The organism is Methylocystis sp. (genome assembly GCF_021731785.1).
GTDB lineage: Bacteria > Pseudomonadota > Alphaproteobacteria > Rhizobiales > Beijerinckiaceae > Methylocystis.
Genome location: NZ_JAKFWS010000066.1, coordinates 1 through 22,681 on the forward strand (window position 1 = coordinate 1; position 22,681 = coordinate 22,681).

Consider the following 22,681-nt stretch of genomic DNA (forward strand, 5'->3'; position numbering starts at 1 on the left):
GTCGCGCCAGCATTGCGGGCCTGCTTGCGCAGGTTTTGCAGCTGGGCCACGGTCAGGCCGGAGTAGTGAGCGACGACGACGACGCCAGTCTTCGAAAAGACTTCGCGCAACGCCGCGACCGCTTCCTTTTTCTCCGCTCTGTCCACGGTTGCTCTCTCTAACTGGCGGGAAAATCCCGCCGGCTGCGACATGCCGCTTGCTTGAGGCGAGCGGCGCCGTAGATCCTGTCCCCGTCACGGCGTAACGCCGCGGCGGTTGAAGGGGCGCGAACCAAATTCGAAGGACGCTTGCGGGGCGAGCCGTCGGCGGCCTTTAAAATTCCGGTTTCCCCGTCTATGCAGGCCGCCTTCAAGACGACGGATCGCTCCGTCATCATCGGGCCGATTGAGCCGCTGCAGGGCTTAAAACCCCTTGCGCGCGCCGGCAGTCTCGGACAGGACATGGCCGGACGGGACACGAGGGGAAACCCCGGGTCCGCCGGCCTATCCACCGCCTTTTCCTAAGTCCTTGACGCGACTTGGGTTGAGGCGGAAGTCAAATCTGAAAACGGGGCCGCAGGTCGATTGGCCAGCCCCGGAGGGCCTTATTTAAGGGGGCCTGAGCCGTTTGCCAAGGGGAAAAACGGTGTTTTTTCGCCCAATTCACCGGCATGCCGGATCATCGCCGTCCAGGCGTGAACTCCATCCGCATACGGCCGCCGCGACCCTGGGAAACTTGGGCGCGGCCGAATCGCGACTGCGTGCGCGAGGCGCTTCCACCGGACCCGCCATGGCCGCCTTCGCTGGCGACGCCGGGGTAGCTCGCGCCATGCTGACCGCGCGTCGGGCCAAAATAGGCGAGGCAGCGGTTGTAGGCGTCGGCGTCCTGGATTTTCTCGCAGTCCGCGATCGAGCCCGGCGCGGCGAGGCTTGGGATAGCGAGGACGCTTAGCAACGCGGTGACCAGCAGGGCGTCATAGCGAGGCGCAGAGCGACGAAGCAATCCGGCGGCTGCCTCATGATTCTGGATTGCTTCGCTTCTCTTGCGACAACGGCTCGTTCTGCACTGACGGTTGATCATCCTCTCAGCGTCGCGCCGCATTTCTTTTCCGCCTCCGCCACGATTTTCTGGGCCACCGCGTCGATCTCCGAGTCGGTCAGCGTTTTTTCCCGCGGCTGCAGCGTGACGGCGAGGCCGATCGATTTTTTGCCCTCGGGGACGCCCTTGCCCTCATAGACGTCGAAGACGGCGACGTCGGCGATCAGCGCCCGGTCGGCGCCCTGCGCGGCTTTCACCAGATCGCCGGCGGGGCTGGCGCGATCGACGATGAAGGCGAAATCGCGCGAAACCGGCTGGAGATCGGAAATATCGAGCCTCGGCTTGATCTTTGTCGGCTTCGCCTTTGGGGCGGGGAGTGCGTCGAGAATGATCTCGAAAGCCGCGACCGATCCGTCGACGTCCATGGTTTTCAGCGCGCGCGGATGCAATTCGCCGAAATGGCCGACGATCGTCTTTGGCCCGAATTGCAGGGTCGCCGAGCGGCCGGGATGAAACCATGGCGGGCCGCCGGATACGATCTGCAAGCCGCCGGTCGCGACGCCGAGCGAGTCGAGCAGCGCCATGACGTCGCTCCTGGCGTCGAAGGCGCCCGCTTCACGCGCTGGCGCCGACCAGTGGCGCCCCGCGCCGGCGAGTCCGCGCCTGACGCCCGCCGCGGCGATTCGTTGGCCGGTCTCCGTGGCGTCGAGGAATATCTGGCCGACCTCGAACAGGTTCTGATCGCCAACCCCGCGCGCGGCGTTGCGGCCCGCCGCAGCCACGAGTCCGGGCAACAGGCTCGGCCGCATGTCGGAAAGTTCGGAAGCAATGGGATTGGCGAGCGCCAGCGCCGGCTTGCCGCCGCCGAACGCTTCCGCTTGCTCCTTGGAGACGAAGGACCAGGTCACCGCCTCGACGAGGCCCTGGCTGGCGAGCGCGCGTCGGGCGTTGCGGGCGCGTTTCTGCATCATCGTCAGCACGGGTGGCGCGACACCTTCGGCGCGTGGCAGCGGCGTCGAGGGCACATTGTCGACGCCGATCATGCGCACGACTTCCTCGACGATATCGGCCTTGCCCTCGATGTCGGGACGCCAACTCGGCGCGGCGATATGGGCGATGTCGGCGCCGCCGCTCTCGACGCTGAAGCCAAGGCGCTCGAGAATCAACGCCGCGTCTTTGCGCGGCACGTCGAGACCGGTGAGCCGCTTGGTTTCGCTCCAAGGAAAATTGATCGCCCGCGAGAGCCGCGGCAGTTCGCCGGCGAGCGTGAGTTCCGACGGCTCGCCGCCACAGAATTCGCGCACGAGCTGCGTCGCGAGTTCGATGCCCGGAAGTGCGAAGGCAGGATCGACGCCGCGTTCGAAGCGATAGCGCGCGTCGGTGACGATGCCGAGCTTGCGGCCAGTGTGGGCGATATTCATCGGGTCCCACAGCGCCGTCTCGATCAGCACGTCGGTGGTCGATTCATCGCAGCCCGACGCCTCGCCGCCCATGACGCCCGCAAGCGATTCAGGGCCGTTGTCGTCGCAGATGACGACCATGCTCTCGTCGAGTTCATAGGTCCGTCCGTCGAGAGCAAGCAGCGTCTCGCCCATCTTGGTGCGGCGAACGACGAGATCGCCCTTCACCTTTTTCGCGTCGAAGACATGCAGCGGGCGCGCGCGGTCGAAGGTGAGGAAGTTGGTGATGTCGACAAGCGCATTGATCGGGCGAAGACCGATTTCGCGTAATCGCGCCTGCAGCCAATGGGGGCTTGGCCCGTTATTGACGCCGCGCACGAGCCGCAGGCCGAAGAAGGGCGCGAGATGCTGGTCCTCTTGCGCGAAATCCAGCGTCACGCGAACGGGGCAGGCGAACTTGCCCTCGACCGGCGGAATGTCCTTGCTCTTGAGAACGCCAAGGCCGGCCGCGGCCAGATCGCGCGCGATGCCATAGACGCCGGCGGCGTCGGGGCGATTGGGCGTCAGATTGATTTCGATGATCGGATCATCGAGCCCGGCCCATTGCGCATAGACGGCGCCGACCGGCGCGTCCTCGGGCAGATCGATGATTCCTTCATGATCATTGGAAAGTTCGAGTTCGGCCGAAGAGCACAGCATGCCGAGCGACTCGACGCCGCGGATCACGCCTTTGCCGAGCGTGATCTTCTTGCCGGGGATGTATGTTCCCGGCGCCGAAAAGACGCTCTTCATGCCGGTGCGGGCGTTGGGCGCGCCGCAGACCACCTGCACCGGCGCGCCGCTGCCGGTATCAACCATGCAAACGCGCAAGCGATCGGCGTTGGGATGCGGCTTCGCTTCGATCACTTTCGCGATGGTGAAGTCTTTAAGCTGCGCGGCGGGATCATGCACATATTCGACTTCGAGGCCGATGCGCGTCAGCGTTTCGACGATCTCGCTGAGCGAGGCCGACGTATCGAGATGTTCCTTGAGCCAGGAGAGGGTGAGTTTCATTTGTTAAGAACTTTGATGTGGCGGCAAACAGGGTCCAACAGGGCGTCATGCCCGCGCTTGTCGCGGGCATCCACGCCATACGGCTGACGGGGGATGAAAGAGAGCGGCGCCATCTGCGTTTCGTGTCTCTATTACTGTTGGGCGTCACGTGGATGGCCGGGACAAGCCCGGCCATGACGCGGAGGGATTGTCGTTAGCCGCTCAACCCGCCCGCAAGCGTCGGGAAGTCGAGCGGCCTGAATCCATAATGCGCGAGCCAGCGCGTATCGGCGTCGAAGAAAGCGCGCAGATCCGACATGCCGTATTTGAGCATCGCCAGCCGGTCGACGCCGACACCGAAGGCGAAGCCCTGATAGCGGTCGGGATCGATGCCGCAGTTGTTGAGCACGTTGGGATGCACCATGCCGCAGCCCAGAATCTCCATCCAGTCGTCGCCTTCGCCGAAACGGATTTCGCCGCCCTGGCGTCGGCACTGGACGTCGACCTCCATCGACGGTTCGGTGAAGGGGAAGAAGGAGGGCCGAAAACGCAGCCTGACGCCCTTCACTTCGAAGAAGCTCTTCAGAAATTCTTCGAGCGTCCATTTGAGATGCCCAAGATGCGTCGTCTCGTCGATGACGAGACCTTCGATCTGATGGAACATCGGCGTATGGGTCTGGTCGAAGTCGCAGCGATAGACCCGGCCAGGGCAGATCACGCGGATCGGCGGCTTCTTGCTGAGCATGGTGCGCACCTGCACCGGGCTCGTATGGGTGCGCAGCAGCCGTTTCTCGCCGCCTTCGGTGGCGAGAAAGAAAGTGTCCTGCATTTCCCGCGCGGGGTGGCCTTCCGGGAAGTTGAGCTTGGTGAAATTATAGTCGTCGCTTTCGATGTCCGGCCCTTCGGCGACGGCGAAGCCCATGTCGGCGAAGATGATCGATAATTCGTCCGTCACCTGCGAAATCGGATGAATGCGCCCGCGCTCCAGCGGGCTCGTCGCGGCGGGCAGCGTCACATCGAGCGTTTCGGCCTTGAGCCGCGTCTCCAAGGCGGCTTCCGAAAGCGCTTCGCGACGGGCGGCGATCGCTTCAGCCGCCTTGTCTTTCAGCGCGTTGATCTTCGCGCCCTCGGTCTTGCGGTCCTCGGGCGACATTTTGCCGAGCGTCGCGAGCAGCGCGGAAATCGCGCCCTTCTTGCCGAGCGCGGCAAGGCGCGCGGCTTCGAGCGCCGCCTCGTCGGCGGCTTCATCGATCTGGCGCAGCGTATCTTCTTCGAGTTTGGCGATGTCGGTCATATTAGCTTCTAAGGTGGACGTTTCCGCGTCCTTCGAGACGCCCGCTCCGCGGGCTCCTCAGGATGAGGATACGTAAAGCGCGCCGCTTCCGCCCTCATGCTGAGGAGGCTCCGCGGGAGCCGTCTCGAAGCATGCAGGCGAAGATCAGCCGCCCTTTTTGGAAATCTTGTCGGGCGGCGGCGGTTCTGCCACGCGGGGGGCCTTCTGTCGAGAACGCTAGATCACGCTGCATTTGGGCGGAATCGCCCAAATGCAGATAACGTGATCGTTTTCATAGTTCAGAGCGCGCTTTGCGCGAAAAACCGGGTCCCACTTTTTCGCAGCGCGCTCTACGGTGCGGCGCGCGGCCGATGGGTGAAAATCTGCGCCAGCGCCGAAGAGACGACGCGGGAGCCGATGTCGTCGGCGCGGCTCGTCAGCACGATCGGCACGCGCGCGCCGAGCACCAGCCCCGCCGTATCGGCGCCGCCGAGGAAGACGAGCTGCTTGGCCAAAATATTGCCGGCCTCGAGATCGGGCGCGACGAGAATATCGGCATCGCCCGCAACCTCGGACTCGATATGCTTGGCGTCGGCCGCATCGCGCGAAATGGCGTTGTCGAAGGCCAAAGGCCCGTCAAGCGCAGCGCCGGCGATCTGACCCCGGTCGGCCATCTTGCAGAGCGCCGCCGCTTCGATTGTCGAAGGAATTTTTCCTTCGACGGTCTCCACCGCCGAAAGCAGCGCCACCTTGGGTCGCTCGATGCCGATCGCATGCGCAAGGTCGACCGCGTTGCGAACGATGTCGCGCTTGATGTCGAGCGTCGGCGCGATGTTGATCGCCGCGTCGGTGACGAGCAGCAACTTATGATAGTACGGCGCATCGATCACAAAGACATGGCTGATCCGGCGATCCGTGCGCAGGCCGGCGCCCTCACGCACGACCGCGGTCATTACCTCGTCCGTATGCAGCGCGCCCTTCATCAGCGCCTGCAGACGGCCGCGGCGCACGAGCTCCACCGCCTGATCGGCGGCGGCGTGGCTGTGCGGCGCGTCGACGAGCTCGACGCCTTCGAGCGAGACGCCGCTCTCACGCGCGGCGGCTTCGATCTTTGCGCGCGGTCCGATGAACGTCGGGACGATCAGCCCTCTGTCGCGCGCGGCGATCGCGCCTTCGACCGAGCGCGCGTCGCAAGGATGGATGACGCCCATGCGAATGGGCGGCAGCGCCTGCGCCCGGCGCACCAGCGCGTCAAGCAAGGCGCCGCGCGTGCGCGCTTGCGCCACCATGGACCAGGGCGGGCGCGACGTCGCCGTCGGTTCACACCCAGCGCTCTGGCCCATATGTGCCTCCTTGGCTCAAACCGGCGGATCGCGGGCGATGCGATCGACGAAGAATTTTGTCGCGCGCGCCCAGGATTGATCATTGTCGCCGCGAAAATCGAATCCCTGACGATAGATCAGTTCGCCCGTCGAGACGCGCGCGATCGAAACGCCCATGCTGAGAATAAGCGTGCTGACCTTATTGACGACGCCGGTGAGAACGATGTCGGCGCCGGCCTTGCCGGCAAGCGACAACTCGCAGCCGTTGCAGGTGCGAATGTAGGTCTGTTTCAGGATCGCGTCGAGATCGGACGCGATTAAAGCCCGGTCAACGACGTCATAGATGCGCCGTGCGCCGAGTCCCGTGGAGATGTCGTCGCGCGCGCGCGCCAGTCTTTTTGCATGTTCGGCGCTTTGGTCGACAGGCTCGTTGGACGTGTCGATCAACTCGAAATCGAGAACGAGCAGTCGTCTGCGCGGCTCTTCCGCCAGCGCCGACGCGGCTTGGGGCGGCACGAGGGGTAGGAGCAGGGCGAGTCCGAGCAGTTCGCGGCGGCCGATCATCGCGCCCTGGCTCCATATTTATGGAGGTGCGCGCCATGAGCGGAGAGCCAGGCTTCGGCATGATCCGTGTCAGCGCAAAGCTGCCGCGTCAGCTTCCAAAATCGTGGCGAATGGTCGAGATGCACGAGATGCGCAACCTCGTGGGCGGCGAGATAGTCGAGAACGAAGGGCGGCGCCATGATCAGCCGCCATGAAAAATTGAGCGAGCCGGACGCGGAGCACGATCCCCATCGGCTGATCGGATCGCGAAGTCCGACGCCGCGCGGCGGCAGGCGCAGGGCGGCGGTATGGCGGGCGACCGCTTGTTCAAGATCGCAGCGCGCCTCCCGCTTGAAATGATCCTGAACGCGCCGATGCACATGCGCCGTCTGACCGGCGACGCAAAGCGCGAAGGGAACCTCGGAGTCGTCTCTTGGCTCGATCCAGGTGACGCCGCGGCGTTCCGGATGGTGCGAGATCATATGATCGACGCCACGCAGCGGGGCGACCGCGCCATGCGCGAAGGGAATGGTTTCGGGCAGCCTGTTGAGACGCGCTGCGATCCAGGCGGCGTGACGCTGAGCGAAATCGCGAGCGTCTCGCAATGACGCCCGCTGCGGCATGGTCAACACCGCGTCGCGCGCGGCGAAGCGCACGCGCAAGGTAAATCGACGCGCATTCCGCGACCGGCGCAGAGCGACGAGAATTGGTTCGCCCGCATGAACTAATGTGAGAATCGACGCGCCGCTCGGCGCCGGTCCTTCGCGCAGGAGTCGCAGCATGACTGACATGCTAGCGCAAAGCCCGTGTGAGTCGCGAGTTAGAAAATCGCGGCCAACGAAAATATTTCTCTTGCGTGGCGTCCGTTCACGCTCTCCGCTCGTCGACCGCGAGCGCTATAGATAGCGCTGAAGCTCGCGCGCGGCTTCGGCCGGCCGACGCGCCACGTTGAACGGCGCGACAAAGCGGCCGTTCTTGTCCATCAGATATACGACGGTAGTGTGGTCGACGGAATAATCTTCGTCGCTCCCTCCCGCGCGCTTCGAGAAGATGCGGTATTCGCGCAGCACGGGATCGATTGACGCGCGCGGCCCTGAGACACCGATGATGCGCGGATCGAAATTGGAGAGATAGTCTTTGAGCGTCTCGGGCGTATCTCGCTCGGGATCGACGGTGACGAACAGCGCGCCGACTTTCGCGTCCGGCCCCATCGCCCGCAGGATCTCCGACAGTTCAAAAAGCGTCGTGTGACAAATGTCGGGACAATGCGTATAGCCGAAGAAGACCAGGAAGGGACGTCCGAGGAAGTCCTGTTCGGTCACCTGTTGCCCGGTATGGGCGGTAAGCTGAAACGGACCGCCGATAACTTCCGTCGAGGTCGTCGGCTTGCCGCTGGTGAAATAAACGAAGGTGACGAAGATCGCCGCGAAAACGGCGCCGACGCCGATCAGCAGCGGCTTTGAGATGCCTGGTCCGCTCGTCGACTGCCCGCCTTTTGCGCCGCGCTTCAATCCCTTTGCGCCACCCTTCGATCCATTGGCCATCGTGCGTTTCCTGCGATTGTTGTCTTGGGCGGCGCGTCGCCGCCTCGGCTCCGCCAGAGGCGCCGCGCATGGGTCAGTCCGCGAAAACTATACGGGGGTCGTTGCACAAGTCCACGTCGCCTGAATCTTTCGCGTCATCGAACGCCCAGCGCGCCTCAAAAAGACAACTCTTGGCGCCGGTGATCGAGAACTGCGCGCGGTCGCCTGCGGCGAGCGGCTTGTCAATCTTGCCGACGATGGTTTCAGAAGTCTTGTCTTTTGCCATCATGACGACCTCGAAGCTTTTCAGCGGCACGAGACGCCGGTTCTCCAAATTGACGGCTTGCGCCAGCTTCGCCGGCGCCGGTCGCGGTTTTGTCGCGCCGTCCGCCTGCACGACGCCGACGGCGGCGATGACTCCGATCATCGCCAAGCGTTGCTTCATTGGACTTCTCCCGGGCGGGGAACTTATCCCGCCGATTGGCGTTCGCCAAGCGCTGCCGAAACCTGAGCAGGTCAGAACCGTTCAAAACATGCGCGCGCCGCCCCGATGGTGTAGCTTGCCCCATTCCGATTCCTAATTGCGAAAGCGCGTCAACGATGAGCGACACTCCAGCTGCGGTTCCCGGCAAGATACGCGTCGGCGCAAGCGTAAAGGAGGGGAAACCGCGCGATTACCGCTACCTTACGCTGGCGCTGGGCAATCGTCATGGCTTGGTCGCTGGGGCGACCGGCGGCGGCAAGACGGTCTCTTTGCAGCTTCTCGCCGAGGGGTTCTCCAACGCCGGCGCCTCGGTCTTTCTCTCCGACGTCAAAGGCGATCTCGCCGGATTGTCGCAGCCGGGCGACGGCAAGCCGGCCTTCGTCGCGCGCGCCAAGGAAATCGGCGTTCCCTATGAACCCGACCGCTTCCCTGTCGTCTTCTGGGATGTTCTCGGCGAGCAGGGACACCCGGTTCGGGCCTCGATTTCCGAGATGGGGCCGCTGCTGCTGTCGCGTCTGCTCGATCTCAACGACACGCAAGAGGGCGTTCTCAATATCGTTTTCAAGGCGGCCGACGAGCAAGGCCTGCTGCTGCTTGATCTGAAGGATCTGCGCGCGATGCTCGCGCATGTCGCCGAGAACGCCGCGACATACAAGACGAAATACGGAAACGTCGCATCTGCGAGCATCGGCGCCATTCAGCGGCAGCTTCTGGTGCTGGAATCGCAGGGCGGCGACAAATTCTTCGGCGAGCCGGCGCTCGACATTATGGATTTCCTGCGCGTCGATCGCGACGGACGCGGCGTGATCAATATTGTCGCCGCCGACAAATTGATGCGTGCGCCGCGGCTTTACGCGACCTTTCTTCTCTGGATGCTTTCCGAACTGTTCGAAGCCCTGCCGGAAGTCGGCGATCTCGACAAGCCGAAGCTCGTCTTCTTTTTCGACGAGGCGCATCTCCTCTTCAACGATGCGCCGAAGGCGCTGCTTTCCGCGATCGAGCAGGTCGTGCGGCTCATCCGCTCCAAAGGCGTCGGCGTCTATTTCGTCACCCAAAATCCGCTTGACGTGCCGGATTCGGTTCTCGGTCAGCTCGGCAACCGCATTCAACATGTGCTGCGCGCCTTTACGCCGCGCGATCAAAAGGCGGTGCGCGCCGCCGCGGAGACGTTTCGCGACAATCGCAGCCTTGAGGAAGCCGAGGCGATCATGCAGCTCGGCGTCGGCGAGGCGCTGGTGTCGATGCTCGACGCCAAGGGAACGCCCGAGGTCGTCGAACGAACGCTGATCGCGCCGCCGTCGGCGCGCGTGGGGCCGATATCCGCCGAGGAACGCAACGCGATCATGGCCGCAAGCGCCTTCGCCGGAAAATACGACAGCATGGTCGACCGCGACTCGGCCTTCGAAATGTTGGAGGCTCGCGCCGCCAAAGGCGAACCGGCGAGCGGCGCGCCGGGGGGCGGCCTGCTCGGGACGCTCGGCGGCATATTGGGCGGGATCTTCGGCAAGGGCGACAGGAAGCGCATGTCGCCGGCGGAACTCGCGGCGCGCGCCGCGATTCAGTCGGCGGCGCGATCCGCCGGCACCCAGATCGCGCGCCAGATTCTGCGCGGCGTGCTCGGCGGGATGTCGAAATGAAGTCGGCGCATTGCGGTGATGGCGGCGCGGATTGATCTGCTCAAAACGCGTCGGTGATGACATCGGCGCAACTGGATCAGGAAGCGAACGTCATGAAGCTCCACTACTACCCAGAGACGGATAGTCTTTATATCGAGTTTAAGTCTTCGCCCGGAACAGAGACTCGCGAAATCATATACGGCGTTAATGTCGATCTCGATGAAGCGGGCGATGTCGTCGGTTTCGACATCGACCACGCCTCAAAGAAACTCGATTTAACGACGCTCGAAACGATTTCCTTGCCTCTGCGCGCCGCGAAGGGCGCCTGAGCGTCTCTTTTAACCGCCGTTCACATTGCAGAAACTTAATCCGCGCTTTAGCGTCCCTTCACGCAATCGTCATTTTCCAGCCCCTAGCGGGCGCCCTATAATGTCTCCCTGTCGCGGCCGGCGTTTCGTGGCCGCGCTTTGCGGACTCGCCGCACTCGGGAGTTCGTCAGGAGGGACTTATGGCGAATGCCTTGCCCATCGTTTCAGAAGACGGCCTCTCGCGCTATCTATCTGAAATCAGGCGGTTTCCAATGTTGGAGCCGCAGCAGGAATATATGCTCGCCAAGCGCTGGCGCGAGCACGAGGACCCAAAGGCCGCGCAAGAGCTGATCACGTCGCATCTGCGGCTGGTGGCCAAGATCGCCATGGGCTATCGCGGCTACGGCCTGCCGATCGGCGAGATCGTCTCGGAAGGCAATGTCGGCCTGATGCAGGCGGTCAAGCGCTTCGAGCCCGACCGCGGCTTCCGCCTTGCGACCTACGCGATGTGGTGGATTCGCGCCTCGATTCAAGAATACATTCTGCGCTCATGGTCGCTCGTCAAAATGGGCACGACGGCGAGCCAGAAGAAGCTGTTCTTCAATCTTCGCAAAGCGAAGAGCCGCATCTCCGCCTTCGAGGAAGGCGACCTCAAGCCTGAGAACGTCGACAAGATCGCGCATCGGCTTGGCGTGTCGCGCCAGGACGTCATCGACATGAACCGCCGCATGGCCGGCGACGCTTCGCTGAATACGCCGCTGCGCGAGGAGGGCGAAGGCGAATGGCAGGATTGGCTCGTCGACGATAGCGTCGATCAGGAACATCTGCTGGTCGCCCAGGAAGAGAGCAATAATCGCCTCAAAGCGCTGCGCGGCGCGCTCGACGTGCTCAACCCGCGCGAGCGCCGCATTTTCGAGGCGCGGCGACTTTCCGACGACCCGGTCACGCTCGAAACGCTGTCCGAGGAATTCGGCGTTTCGCGCGAGCGCGTACGCCAGATCGAGGTGCGCGCCTTCGAGAAGGTGCAGGCGGCCGTTCGCGACGGCGTCGCGCGCATCGAATCGGCGGCGGCTCCGGCGGCGATGTAGGCGGCTCCGAAATTAGCTTTTGTATGTGCGTACATAAAATGCGGCGCCAAAAGGCGCCGTTTCGCGGCTCCAAGCGCGGCGCGCCGCGTCTTTTCAACGCTGCCGTTCGCTCCATAATATTCCCCGAGGATTGGGAAGCGCACGAGCAGCGACATGGCCCATTGGCTCATTGCCGGCGCAAGCCGCGGCATCGGACTGGAGGCTGCGCGCCAGCTCTCGGCGCGAGGGGAGCGCGTGACAGCAAGCGCGCGCAGCGCGTCGGGATTGTCGGCGCTCAAAACCGCGGCGCCTGGGGCGGCGACCCTGCAGTTCGACGTTCGCGACGAAACGGCTATACGCGCCGCCGCCGCGCAAGTCTCCGATCCGATCGACGTGCTGATCGCCAACGCCGGCGCCTATGGGCCGCAGCGGCAATCTTCTCTCGACATGGATTTCGAGGGCGCGCTCGATCTTCTCTCGGTCAATACATTCGGCCCGTTGCGCGTCGTCCAGGCTTTTCTGCCGCTGGTGAAACGCAGCGAGCGCCCCCGCATCGTGATGATGTCGAGCAGATTGGGTTCAATGTCGCTCGACGGAACATCCAATGTCGCCTACCGCGTTTCAAAAGCGGGGCTGAACAAGATCGTGCAATGTCTCGCGACCGATCTTGAAGGCGAGGGAGTCGTGGTCGTCGCGATGCATCCGGGCTGGGTGCGCACCGAAATGGGCGGACCGAACGCCACGCTCGACGTGCGCGACAGCGTGGCGGGAATCATTCAAGTCGCCGAGTCGCTGACACCGGCGGATACGCGCAGCTACAGGGATTATCGCGGCGAGGATATTCCGTGGTGAAACAGGCAGGTCGCTGACTTCGAGCCCGAAGCGAGACCCTTGTCAGCTGGTCGATGCAGCGGCGAAAACCGCCAATTGGGCGTCGAAAGCACGCTTGTAGGCGGGTCGCGCTTCGCCACGGGCGACATAGGCGGAGAGGTTCGGATATTGGTCCAATAGACCAGCTCCTTTCAACCTGAGCAGCACCGTCACCATCAGAAGGTCGCCGGCGCTGAACTCGCCGTCGAGCCAGTCGGCATCGCCAACGCGACCGGAAAGTTCGCCCAGCCGTTTACGGATGCGTTCCTCGACCACATGCAGGCGCTGCTCGTACCAGGGCTCGTCGCGCTCCAGAAGCCTGGCGATCGTAAGATCAAAGATTGGCGGCTCCATCGTGCTGAGCGCTGCAAACATCCATGTGATCGCGCGCGCCCGAGCATTCGCATCGTCTGGCAGCAGGCCAGCATGGCGCTCCGCGATGTGCAATACGATCGCCCCCGACTCGAATAGGACGAGATCGCCTTCTTCATAGGTTGGAATCTGCCCGAAGGGATGAAGCGCGAGATGCGCGGATTCCTTCATCGCTTTGAACGAAAGAAGACGAACGTCGTAAGCCCGCCCCACTTCTTCGAGCGCCCAGCGAACCCGCATGTCACGCGCCAGACCCTTGCCGCCATCGGGCGACCGTTCAAAGGCGGTAATGGTGGGCGTCATTGGAGGGTTCGCCGCATAGGTCAATGAGTCCTCCTAGGATCTTTCTGCCGAAGCGATACCTCGGCGCGCGCAGCGGCAAGCGCCTCCCGCGCCTGCGTCTCAAGCCTTTCCGCCGTCTCTCTCTCCAACGCTCTTCGCGGGGTCGGCACATCGATCGTTGCGACGACATGGGCCGGCTGCGTCGACAATAGAAACAGACGATCGCCGAGTGCGATCGCTTCGCGCAGATCGTGAGTCACGATCAGTGTCGTGATGCGCCGCTCGTCGATGAGTCTGGCGATCATCTCGCGCAGGTCCTTGGCAAGCGCCGCGTCGAGCGACACGAGCGGCTCGTCGAGCAGCAGCAGGTCCGGCTTGACGGCGAGCGCGCGCGCAAGGGCGACGCGGCGGGCGAGCCCCAGCGACAGCTCGCGCGGGAAATGTGTCGCATGCTCGGCGAGCCCGAGTTCGTCGAGGAGCGCGGCGATCTCTTCTGCGCGCGCATGCGGCGCGGCGATGCGGATATTGTCGATGACGGTTCGCCACGGCAGCAGTCGCGGCTCCTGAAAGACCATGCCGAGCCGGCCATGTTCGGGGAGCGCGATCGCGCCGACATAATCCGTGTCGAGCCCGCAGATGAGCCGCAGCAGCGTGGTCTTGCCGCAGCCGGAAGGGCCGACCACGGCGCCCGCCTGTCCCGCGGGCAGCGTCAGTCGCAAGTCCTCAAGCGCGCGCAGCGGCCGTCCGCTCGCCGAATGATAATCCTTAGACGCGATCGAGACGTCGAGAGACGCCGCGCCGCCAGCGCGAGACGTGTCGTTCAAGAGGCTGCACCAGAAAAGTTTCAACGCCGAGCATCAGCGCGACGAAGGGAAGCGCATAAGCGAGCAGAAGTTTCATGTCGAAGAGCTGGAAAGCCAAGTTGATCTCGAAGCCGACGCCGTTCGAGCGCCCAAGCAGTTCGACGACAAGCACGACCTTCCAGACCAGCGACAGTCCCGACCGCGTCGCCGCCGCAAGATAGGGCGCAAGCTGCGGCAGGACGAGATGCTTCGCGCGTGCGGCGCGCGAAAAGCGGAAGACATGCGCCATGTCTTCCAGATGCGGATCGAGCGCGCGCGCGCCCTCGCGCACAACGACGATCGCGTTCGGCAGCTTGTTGAGCGCGACGGCGCCGATTGCCGCGACTTCGGTAAGACCGGCCCAGACATAGGCCAGCACGATGACGACCAGCGCCGGAAGATTGAGCAGCGCGACGAGCCAAGGATCGAGCAAGCGGTCCACAAGCCGGTTGCGGCCCATGACATAGCCGATTGCAGCGCCGAAACTCATGGCGAGCGCAAAGGCGGCGACGACGCGCGCGAGGGTGACAGCGAGATTGAAGAACAGCGCCCCGGAGACCGCTTCCTCATAAATTTTCTCGAAGACGGCCGCGGGTCCCGGAAGGCGATGCGGATCGGACAGCCACGCGCCGATCTGCCAAAGGAGAAGCAGCGCCGCAAGCGAGACCAGACGGATCAATGCGGCTTGCCTTCGGCGCCCTTGTAGAAGGTTCCGGGATCGAGCGTTTTGCCGGGGCCGACGAGCTTTTCGCCGCCAAGCGCGGCGAGCGCGCCATAGAGCGTGCGGGCGTCGGTCTCTTCCTCGGCGATCGAGCGTTTCGGCGCGCCGGCGACAAAGCGCTTGCGGTAGATGTCGACAGTCTTGGCGTCCTTGCCGCCGAGGCGCTGCGCGATGACTGCGCCCCAAGCCCTGTCCGATGTCGCAATCAGCTCCTTGGCTTTCTTCGTCATCAAGAAGAACCGCGCCAGCGCGTCCTTGTTCTTCGCTGCGAAGTCTTCGTCGAAGACATAGCCGGTGACGACGACGTCGCCTTTGGCGCCGAGCGCCTTCTCGACTTCGGTCAGTTCGATGATGCGGGTGAAGCCTTGCGCTTCGAGATCGGCGGCGAAATTCCAGAATTCGAGCGCCGCGTCAATCTCGCCTTGCAGCGCCTTTTCGGCGATGAGCGGCGGCGCGCCGTAAAGCACCGTCGCGGTCTTGTCGAGATCGACGCCGTTCTTTAGCGCATAGGCCTTGAGCATCAGCCAGCTCTTGTCGAGCGGCCCGCCAGCGACGCCCAGCGTCTTGCCGGCGAGGTCCTTGACGCTGTTGATCGCGGGGTTCTTGGTCATCACCGCGCCGATCGCCGTAGAACTCGGGTAGAAGGTCAGCTTCTGGCCTTGCGCGCGCTGGCGCGCGACCCACAGCCAATCGGAAATGATGAGGTCGACGCCGCCGCCCTGAATGGCGATCTTGCCGGCGTCGGTCGAGGCGAGTTCGGTCGCGTCAATGTCGAGCTTCGCTTTCTTGTCGAGGCCGAAGGCCTTTATCACGGCAAGCTCCCAGCCGAGCGTGCCGGTCTTCTGCAGCGCGATGCGCAGTTTTTCGGCCTGCGCCGGCGCGATGATGAGGAAGAAGCCGGCGAAGCCCGCGGCGAGAGCGACGAAGAAGCCTTGCATGTTTTCCTTTTGATTTTGCCTAGATGTCTTACCGCAGGATCAAAACGGCGTCGATGCGGTCCCCGAGTCTCACCCTCCCGGAGAGTCGCGCCAAAGGCGCGGGGCCGGTGGGGCGGTTAGGTGCTCCGTTGAAACCGGCGCCCGGCCGCGTTACACAGGAAGGGCGCGGGCGTAGTTCAGGGGTAGAACGTCAGCTTCCCAAGCTGAATGTCGTGGGTTCGATTCCCATCGCCCGCTCCAATCTCCAGCGCGACACGGGGCGTCCGTTTCGGGCGTCCGACTCGGGGCGTCTGACCGTTGGCCGCCGCTGTTGAGCATCGTCTCCAAAAATGCGAAGCCGAGGGCGACTGATTGCGCTCGACAGAAAGTGACTATGCCCAACGCCGCCGCCCATGCTCGCGCGCCCGCCGCGCCGCTCAGCGCCCACAGATCCGGCCCGCTCACGGGCCGTTTGCGCCCGCCGGGCGATAAATCCGTCTCGCATCGCGCGCTGATCTTCGGCCTGCTCGCGATCGGCGAGACCAAGATCGAAGGGCTGCTTGAGGGCGAGGATGTGTTGCGCACGGCGCAGGCTTCCCGCCAGCTCGGCGCGAAGATCGTGCGCCATGCCGACGGAAACTGGAGCGTCTGGGGCTCTGGGCTCGGTTCGCTCCTGCAGCCCGTCGAGACGCTCGATTTCGGCAACGCCGGCACCGGCTCGCGGCTGATGATGGGCGTCGTCGCCGGACATCCGATCGTCGCGCGTTTCGACGGCGACGCCTCGCTGCGCAAACGGCCGATGAAGCGCATTCTCGATCCTCTGACGCTTCAGGGCGCGCAGGTTCTGGAAGAGGCGGAAGGCGGGCGCTTGCCGCTGGTGCTGCAAGGTTCGAGCGAGCCGTTGCCGGTCGAATATAAGACGCCCGTCGCCTCCGCCCAGATCAAATCCGCGGTGCTGCTGTGCGGACTGAATTCGCCCGGCCAGACGACGGTGATCGAAGCCGAAGCGTCGCGCGATCACACCGAGAAAATGCTGGCGCATTTCGGCGCGACGGTGGTGAGCGAGCCTTACGGCGCGCATGGCCGCAAGATTACGCTTGAAGGACGCCCAGAACTCATGGCGCGCGAGGTGCGGGTTCCGGCGGATCCGTCGTCGGCCGCATTCCCGCTCGTCGCGGCGCTGATCACGCCGGGTTCCGACATCGTCATTGAGGGCGTGATGACCAATCCGCTGCGCAGCGGCTTGCTGACCACGTTACAGGAAATGGGCGCCGACATTGCGCTTGAGAACAGGCGCGAGGAGGGCGGCGAAGACGTCGCCGACATTCGCGCGCGCTTCTCTCATCTCGCGGGCGTCGATGTGCCGGCCGCGCGCGCGCCTTCAATGATCGACGAATATCCGATCCTCGCCGTCGCGGCCTCTTTCGCCAAGGGCGAGACGCGGATGCGCGGGCTCTCCGAATTGCGGGTGAAGGAATCGGATCGGCTGGAGGCGGTCGCCGCCGGGCTCAAAGCCAATGGCGTCGATTGCGAAATCATCGGCGACGATCTCATCGTGCGCGGCGGCAGGGTCGCCGGCGGCGGCATGGTCGAGACGCATCTCGATCACCGCATCGCCATGAGCTTTCTCGTGATGGGGCTTGCTTCCGAAAGCAAGGTCGTCATCGATGACGAGGCGATGATCGCGACGAGTTTCCCCTCGTTCCGCGTGCTGATGGAGCGGCTGGGGGCGCGCTTCTCGTGAGCCTCGTCATCGCCATCGACGGCCCCGCGGCGTCGGGGAAGGGAACGCTCGCGCGCCGGCTCGCGGCGCACTACAGACTGCCGCATCTCGACACCGGTCTGCTCTATCGCGCCGTCGCCAGCGCGCTCCTCGACGAGGGCCTGCCGCTCGACGATGTGGCGGCGGCGGTCGCGTCGGCGCGCGGATTGTCGCTCACCGATTTTGACGAGTCGCGGCTGCGCGCGCGCGACATGGGCGAGGCGGCCTCCGTTGTCGCCGCCATGCCGGCGGTGCGCGCCGCGCTGATCGACATGCAACGCGGCTTTGCGGCGCGGCCCGAAGGCGCGGTGCTCGACGGGCGCGACATCGGCACGGTGATCTGTCCCGACGCGAGGGTGAAGATTTTCGTCACCGCCGCGCCGGAGACTCGCGCCACACGCCGCGCGCTGGAACTTGCGGGGCGGGGGGAAGAAGCTGATTACGCCGCCATTCTCGAAGACGTGAAGAAGCGCGACGCGCGCGACAGCGCCCGTAACGCCGCGCCGCTGAGGCCGGCCGACGACGCCGTGACGCTCGATACGACCGAACTCGACATTGAAGAAGCCTTTACGGCGGCGCGGGGAATCGTGGAAAAGGCGCGCCGCTGAAGTTTGTGTCATTGCGAGCGATGCGACGCAGTCCAGGCATTGGTGGCGGCTGGGTTGCGTCGCCGCTGCACGCCGCGCAATGACGGCGGGAGTGACAATGGATAGCCACCGCGTCTTCCGCTTCGCGCCGTCGCCGAATGGCCATCTGCACCTCGGCCACGCCTATTCGGCGCTCCTCAATTTCGATCTCGCGCGCCGATGCGGCGGGCGGTTTCTGCTGCGCATCGAGGATATCGATACTGGCCGCGCGCGGAATGAGTTCGAAGCGGCGATCTTTGAAGATCTCGCCTGGCTCGGGCTTGAATGGGAGGCGCCCGTGCGGCGCCAGTCCGAACATTTTGACGATTACGCCCGGGCGCTCGAATGGCTCGACGCCATGGGGCTGCTTTATGCCTGCGATTGCCGCCGCTCCGACATCGCCCGCGCCGCCGATGCGAAACCGAATTGGCCGCATGACCCCGATGGCGCGCCGCTTTACCCTGGAACCTGCCGCGAGAAGCCGCGACGCGCGGCGCGCGAGGTCCTCATGCAGCGCGGCGTCGCGTTGCGGTTCGATATGCGTAAGGCGGCCGCTCTGGCGGGGCAGGGGCTGTCGTGGCGCGAATTTGACGCCGGCGACATTGTCGCCGATCCGGCGGCATGGGGCGACGTGGTCCTTGCCCGCAAAGATACGCCAGCGAGCTACCATATCGCCGTCGTCGTCGACGATGCGCTGCAGGGCGTGACCGATGTCGTGCGCGGCAAGGATCTGTTCGAGGCGACAAGCCTGCATCGCCTGCTGCAACGTCTGCTCGAGCTCCCGGCGCCGGACTATCGCCACCATGATCTCGTGCTGGACGAGAAGGGCGAGAAGCTGTCGAAAAGCCTAGCTTCGACGGCGCTGCGCGCACTGCGCGCGCAAGGCTGGACGCCGGCCGACGTGCGCCGGCGGGTAGGCCTATCGAATGGAAATTTCGAGGCGTTCGGCGACCTCTTGTAATCGCTTGTCCCGAGTCCATAGCGATGCCGGGGTGGCGAGCAGGGCGCTCGCGAGAAGATGCGCGTCGACGTAACCGATGCCCGCGCCGAATAGCGACTGCCGGTCGATCAATTCCATGACCTCGTCATTGTCGGCGAGCGGCGCCCTCGGAAGGCCGCGTAAAAGCGACAGCGCCATATTGCGGTTGATGAAATTGCCGAGCGCGAGCTCGCCGATGACGAAAGCATGGGTCAAAACCCGCGCGTTATTCAGCAACGCCGCGAGCCGAAAATCCGGCTGGCGGAAATGGTCGATCCATATCGAACTGTCGACGAGAATCACTTCGGAGCCGAACGCCGTCTCGGTATGTCCTTGAGTTGCGGCTCCGTGCCGCCAAGAAGCGCCAGGCGTCGTGCGCTTTCGCGTTCGATGAGCGCCTTTAGCGCTTCGCGCACAAGCGCGGATTTCTCAGTAAGGCCGGTAAATGCCTGCGCCTTGGCGACGAGTTCATCGTCGAGCGCGATCGTCGTGCGCATCTGCGCTTCTCCTCCGCAGGCACAGAAATAGCATCAATTGATGCCGATAACAATGCCGGTGACGCCCCAACTGTGCGCTGTGCGTCGCCGCACGAACATTTTCTCGGGCTCCCGCTAGCTTTGGATCATCGAGTTCTAAAGAGGCCAGGGAGAGCGAAATGTTTGAGACCATTCAAAGCCTGATCGACCAGGAAGCGCAAATCCGCGTTCCAGCTTCCCATCTGACGCCGCGCGCCAATCTCTATGAGCTGGGCATGACCCCCTATACGGCGATCCGACTGCTGCTCGCGATCGAGCGCGAATTCCGCATCGAATTCCCGCGGGACTCGCTCAACCGGGAGACGATGGCGACGATGGACAATATCGTCCGCATCGTCCGCGCCAGCCAGTTCGTTCCGGCCTATGAATGGCGCAAGGCAGCTTGAAGAGACGCAGGCCGCGCTGAGCGAACAGGGCGATAATCGGAAAATTAATTCGTCTACAAGCTATTTCGTCTGACGAGTCGCGACCTTGGCGTCGTTGTTGGGCGCCCTGGCCATGAGCCCATCGATGCGGTCGCGCTCTTTTTTGAAGTCGACGAGAAGCCGGCCCTCGATTTCACGCGTGCGCGCGAGCTTGACGCGCATCGGATCGACGAAATGGCCGTTGACCATCACCTCGTAATGGAGGTGCGGTCCGGTGGACAAGCCGGTCGAGCCTAGGAAGCCGATCACCTGGCCCTGTTTGACCCGAATGCCTTCCTTCACGCTGCGCGCAAAGCCCGACATGTGATTGTAGGTCGTGATGTAGCCATTGGCGTGCTGGATTTCGACGCGCCGCCCATAGCCCGAGTCCCATTGCGCCTTGATGATCGTGCCGTTGCCGGCGGCAAGGATGGGCGTGCCAATCGGCGCCGCCCAGTCCACGCCCGTATGCATCTTGTAGTAGCCGAGGATCGGATGGCGGCGCATGCCAAAGCCCGAGCGGGTTTCGCCGTTGGCGATTGGCTTGCGCACCAGGAATTTGCGGCTTGAACGACCGTTCTCGTCGTAATAGTCGAGCAGCCCGTCGTCCGGGGTGAAGAAGCGGTAGTATCGATACGTCTCGTTACGAGTCGACAGCGACGCATAGAGCAGCGCGTCGCGTCCGACGGTCGAGCCGTCGTCTGCTTCGTCATAGAAGACGTCGAACGTATCGCCGGCGGCGACCCCGCGCTGGAGATCGACGTCGTTTGCAAAAACCCGGACGAGCTCAGTGATGATCGGTCGCGGGATTTGTTGCTTTAGCGCAGTTTCATAGAGCGACTCGTAAAGGCGCATCGCGCCTTCGTCCTCAATCTCATTTCGCGACTTTGATCCACCGTCCTTGGCGAAGGACGTCGGCCCGGTCGGAGTCTGCACGAATGCGCCCCTGTCCGTCGCCGCGAAGATCGATTCGATCGTTTCGTCGTTGTAGACCGACACGCGGGCGAGCTGCATGTTTTTGCCCGATCCGTCGAAGTCCGCGAAGAGCAGCTTGACCCGCTGGCCCTCGCGCACCGGCTCGCCGCGCCTGTTCTTGAACGCGGCGGCGACCGCGGCGGCGCGCCCCGCGGACACGCCGCCGCTGTCCAGAACATCGAACAGCGTCTGGCCGCGCTTAACGACGATGAGCTTCTCTTCCATTTGCGTCGGCTGTGGGGTGTCGCGCGGTGCGACGGTGACGTTTTCCGCCACCATCCGAACTTCAATTCCCGAAAAGGGCGTGGTGAGCGCGCCGCCTGGCGTCGCATAGGCGAGCGCCAGCGGGTCGATCGCAGCGCGGCTCGTGCGCGTCAGCAACATCTGACCGGGCAGGGGCAGCGCCGCCGATTGCGGTCCTGCGGCGAGGCTGGATTTGACCTGCTCGACGACCTGCGCCTGCGCTTCCGCGAGCGTCAATTGGGCGCTTTGCGTCGTGACCGTGAAGGCGGCCAGATCGCGGGTTTCGAAGGACACTTCGGCCTGGTCCGGCGCGAGATCGACCTCGCCGCCGTTTTCGGGGGCGCGGGCGTCGGTAATAAGCTTGAGCGGATTATAGGAAGGCACCTCGCTCGCGAAGGTCGAGGGGGCGACAGCGAGAGTCGCCGCCACGCGGGTGAAGGCGCGGTTGCGCACGACCTCCTTGTCCCCGGCGCGCGAGGTGGTGGCGGCTCGAAAGGTCTGCTTGGCCGCGACAACGTCAACCGCGCGCATTAGCCGGTCGCCCTTCTTGGGATTGACGGTTTGCTGCTCTTCGGAGTCGGCGCCGCGCGCCGTCTGCGCGCGCGTCGGCGCGTCGGCGAAGCGGGTCTGCTGATCGAGCGCCGTATAGGCTGCCGCGCTGATCAGCAGCGCGCCGGAAAGTCCTGTGAGCACCGTGCCGGAGAGCCAGCGCGTGGAAACGCGTCGCCTGTCGTCTGGCGTATGGCGACGGCCGTCCACCTCGATCGCGGGTTCGTCGCCCAACCAGTCAGGGCCGCCTTGCGTCGCGGGGACGAGGCGGCCGGGGATCTGCAATGCCATTCAACCTAGCCGTTAAGTTTCTTTTGTGCGTTTGGGGAGGGCCGTAGTGGCCGGCTTCTCCCGCGCCTGCCGTCGACCGGCGGTTCCTTCGGCGTTCTTATCTCGTTGCGCCGGAGCCTCAAATATTGCGCTCGGTTCGTCAAACCGACGGTAGGGACGAAGCCTTGGCATTATGGCCCTATTGCGGCGTCCGGCCAAGCTTGTCCACCGCGTAACGCTTGAAAACTCTAGGCGCTCCGCGCGGCCACGACGAAATTGTAAAGTTTTTTTAGAACCGTGTTGACACCTCAAAGGGAGCCGAATATATACAAATCCATCGACGGCGGCGCTGCCAACGTGCAGCGAACGGTGTCGCTTCTTCGTCTGTCGGCAGGAACCAGCCACCCGGCTGATTGGTCGGGACGAAGACGCTTCGCTGGAAAAGCATGAGCTTTTCGCCTCAGTGAACGCGCTGTTTGACAATCGAATCGGAAGAAAGAGAAACGTGGACGGCGGAGGTCCTTGCGGACCGCTTCTCCTCGGAGAGCGGTCGATGAGACACTCTGACGGTCACGTTTTCTAAGTACACCATTGCCTTCATCGTCGTGAGACGAGAAGGCAAGTGTGCTTGGGACTCGTCAAGAGAAAAAATGTGATCAGTCAGTATCAAATCTCAAACTTGAGAGTTTGATCCTGGCTCAGAACGAACGCTGGCGGCAGGCCTAACACATGCAAGTCGAACGCCCTA

At 63.8% G+C, this 22,681-nt stretch carries 24 protein-coding genes, 1 tRNA gene and 1 rRNA gene; 10 read left to right on the forward strand and 16 right to left on the reverse strand.

Translation table 11 applies throughout. The features are described 5' to 3' along the window. The 9 genes from rplJ to QZ964_RS12125 all read right to left on the reverse strand — a co-directional run. On the reverse strand, positions 1-146 hold a 146-nt coding region (rplJ, locus tag QZ964_RS12085; protein ID WP_292531934.1), incomplete at its 3' end, for a 50S ribosomal protein L10. A 511-nt stretch (positions 147-657) separates the two neighbouring features. Next, a complete protein-coding gene (locus QZ964_RS12090; RefSeq protein WP_292531911.1) occupies positions 658-981 on the reverse strand; it encodes a hypothetical protein in 324 nt (107 codons plus the stop codon). A gap of 74 nt (positions 982-1,055) precedes the next feature. Further along, complete coding sequence (gene pheT, locus QZ964_RS12095) at positions 1,056-3,470, reverse strand: phenylalanine--tRNA ligase subunit beta (RefSeq protein WP_292531912.1); 2,415 nt, start codon at positions 3,468-3,470, stop codon at positions 1,056-1,058. Positions 3,471-3,663: 193 nt separating this feature from the next. After that, positions 3,664-4,743 (reverse strand): phenylalanine--tRNA ligase subunit alpha, encoded by a 1,080-nt coding sequence (gene pheS / locus QZ964_RS12100; protein WP_292531913.1) that lies wholly within the window; start codon positions 4,741-4,743, stop codon positions 3,664-3,666. A 329-nt stretch (positions 4,744-5,072) separates the two neighbouring features. Next, the gene (locus tag QZ964_RS12105) at positions 5,073-6,065 is read right to left on the reverse strand and encodes a bifunctional enoyl-CoA hydratase/phosphate acetyltransferase (protein WP_292531914.1); all 993 of its coding nucleotides are present in this window, start codon (positions 6,063-6,065) and stop codon (positions 5,073-5,075) included. A 15-nt stretch (positions 6,066-6,080) separates the two neighbouring features. Further along, positions 6,081-6,608: a DUF3280 domain-containing protein gene (locus QZ964_RS12110; protein ID WP_292531915.1), complete on the reverse strand. Its 528-nt coding sequence runs from the start codon at positions 6,606-6,608 to the stop codon at positions 6,081-6,083. After that, the gene (locus QZ964_RS12115; protein ID WP_367119271.1) at positions 6,605-7,369 is read right to left on the reverse strand and encodes a M48 family metallopeptidase; all 765 of its coding nucleotides are present in this window, start codon (positions 7,367-7,369) and stop codon (positions 6,605-6,607) included. Before QZ964_RS12115 ends, QZ964_RS12110 begins: the two co-directional genes overlap by 4 nt. Positions 7,370-7,483: 114 nt before the next feature. Next, on the reverse strand, positions 7,484-8,131 hold the full coding sequence (locus tag QZ964_RS12120; protein WP_292531917.1) for an SCO family protein: 648 nt from the start codon (positions 8,129-8,131) through the stop codon (positions 7,484-7,486). 73 nt (positions 8,132-8,204) lie between these two features. Beyond that, positions 8,205-8,555, reverse strand: a complete 351-nt coding sequence (locus QZ964_RS12125; protein WP_292531918.1) for a hypothetical protein — start codon at positions 8,553-8,555, stop codon at positions 8,205-8,207. 155 nt (positions 8,556-8,710) lie between these two features. Between QZ964_RS12125 and QZ964_RS12130 the strand changes: the two genes are divergently transcribed. From QZ964_RS12130 to QZ964_RS12145, 4 genes are all read left to right on the forward strand, one after another. Further along, on the forward strand, positions 8,711-10,231 hold the full coding sequence (locus QZ964_RS12130; protein WP_292531919.1) for a helicase HerA-like domain-containing protein: 1,521 nt from the start codon (positions 8,711-8,713) through the stop codon (positions 10,229-10,231). A 56-nt stretch (positions 10,232-10,287) separates the two neighbouring features. Continuing rightward, a complete protein-coding gene (locus tag QZ964_RS12135) occupies positions 10,288-10,539 on the forward strand; it encodes a DUF2283 domain-containing protein (protein WP_292531920.1) in 252 nt (83 codons plus the stop codon). Positions 10,540-10,718: 179 nt separating this feature from the next. Further along, on the forward strand, positions 10,719-11,606 hold the full coding sequence (gene rpoH / locus QZ964_RS12140) for an RNA polymerase sigma factor RpoH (protein ID WP_292531921.1): 888 nt from the start codon (positions 10,719-10,721) through the stop codon (positions 11,604-11,606). A gap of 153 nt (positions 11,607-11,759) precedes the next feature. Further along, positions 11,760-12,437, forward strand: coding sequence for an SDR family oxidoreductase (locus QZ964_RS12145; RefSeq protein WP_292531922.1), 678 nt, complete (start codon positions 11,760-11,762; stop codon positions 12,435-12,437). A 42-nt stretch (positions 12,438-12,479) separates the two neighbouring features. On the opposite strand, the gene QZ964_RS12150 is transcribed toward QZ964_RS12145, so the two are convergent. From QZ964_RS12150 to QZ964_RS12165, 4 genes are read right to left on the reverse strand one after another with little or no spacing between them, the layout of a single operon-like run. Then, positions 12,480-13,130, reverse strand: coding sequence for a glutathione S-transferase family protein (locus QZ964_RS12150; RefSeq protein WP_292531923.1), 651 nt, complete (start codon positions 13,128-13,130; stop codon positions 12,480-12,482). Between the two features lie 20 nt (positions 13,131-13,150). Further along, the gene (locus tag QZ964_RS12155) at positions 13,151-13,933 is read right to left on the reverse strand and encodes an ABC transporter ATP-binding protein (RefSeq protein WP_292531924.1); all 783 of its coding nucleotides are present in this window, start codon (positions 13,931-13,933) and stop codon (positions 13,151-13,153) included. After that, positions 13,875-14,630, reverse strand: a complete 756-nt coding sequence (locus tag QZ964_RS12160) for an ABC transporter permease (RefSeq protein ID WP_292531925.1) — start codon at positions 14,628-14,630, stop codon at positions 13,875-13,877. Before QZ964_RS12160 ends, QZ964_RS12155 begins: the two co-directional genes overlap by 59 nt. Further along, positions 14,627-15,610, reverse strand: coding sequence for an ABC transporter substrate-binding protein (locus QZ964_RS12165; protein WP_292531926.1), 984 nt, complete (start codon positions 15,608-15,610; stop codon positions 14,627-14,629). Before QZ964_RS12165 ends, QZ964_RS12160 begins: the two co-directional genes overlap by 4 nt. A gap of 165 nt (positions 15,611-15,775) precedes the next feature. Between QZ964_RS12165 and QZ964_RS12170 the strand changes: the two genes are divergently transcribed. The 4 genes from QZ964_RS12170 (at position 15,776) to gluQRS (ending at position 18,938) form a co-directional block, all read left to right on the forward strand. Beyond that, a tRNA-Gly gene (locus QZ964_RS12170) sits at positions 15,776-15,850 on the forward strand. A gap of 133 nt (positions 15,851-15,983) precedes the next feature. After that, the gene (gene aroA, locus QZ964_RS12175) at positions 15,984-17,333 is read left to right on the forward strand and encodes a 3-phosphoshikimate 1-carboxyvinyltransferase (protein ID WP_292531927.1); all 1,350 of its coding nucleotides are present in this window, start codon (positions 15,984-15,986) and stop codon (positions 17,331-17,333) included. Then, entirely contained in the window at positions 17,330-17,959 is a 630-nt protein-coding gene (gene cmk / locus QZ964_RS12180) for a (d)CMP kinase (RefSeq protein WP_292531928.1), read from the forward strand. The genes aroA and cmk overlap by 4 nt, the downstream gene beginning before the upstream one ends. Positions 17,960-18,056: 97 nt before the next feature. Beyond that, complete coding sequence (gene gluQRS, locus QZ964_RS12185) at positions 18,057-18,938, forward strand: tRNA glutamyl-Q(34) synthetase GluQRS (protein ID WP_292531929.1); 882 nt, start codon at positions 18,057-18,059, stop codon at positions 18,936-18,938. On the opposite strand, the gene QZ964_RS12190 is transcribed toward gluQRS, so the two are convergent. Together QZ964_RS12190 and QZ964_RS12195 are read right to left on the reverse strand one after the other, a co-directional pair. Beyond that, complete coding sequence (locus QZ964_RS12190; RefSeq protein ID WP_292531930.1) at positions 18,897-19,259, reverse strand: PIN domain-containing protein; 363 nt, start codon at positions 19,257-19,259, stop codon at positions 18,897-18,899. The genes gluQRS and QZ964_RS12190 overlap by 42 nt on opposite strands. Further along, positions 19,256-19,453 carry a type II toxin-antitoxin system VapB family antitoxin gene (locus QZ964_RS12195; protein ID WP_292531931.1) on the reverse strand — a complete coding sequence of 66 codons (198 nt, stop codon included), beginning with the start codon at positions 19,451-19,453 and terminating at the stop codon, positions 19,256-19,258. Before QZ964_RS12195 ends, QZ964_RS12190 begins: the two co-directional genes overlap by 4 nt. 158 nt (positions 19,454-19,611) lie before the next feature. Here QZ964_RS12195 and QZ964_RS12200 point away from each other — a divergent pair, with 158 nt between their 5' ends. After that, on the forward strand, positions 19,612-19,878 hold the full coding sequence (locus tag QZ964_RS12200) for a phosphopantetheine-binding protein (RefSeq protein WP_292531932.1): 267 nt from the start codon (positions 19,612-19,614) through the stop codon (positions 19,876-19,878). Between the two features lie 60 nt (positions 19,879-19,938). On the opposite strand, the gene QZ964_RS12205 is transcribed toward QZ964_RS12200, so the two are convergent. Beyond that, entirely contained in the window at positions 19,939-21,954 is a 2,016-nt protein-coding gene (locus tag QZ964_RS12205; protein ID WP_292531933.1) for a M23 family metallopeptidase, read from the reverse strand. Between the two features lie 654 nt (positions 21,955-22,608). Between QZ964_RS12205 and QZ964_RS12210 the strand changes: the two genes are divergently transcribed. Then, positions 22,609-22,681 (forward strand): 16S ribosomal RNA (locus QZ964_RS12210); the annotation flags it as partial.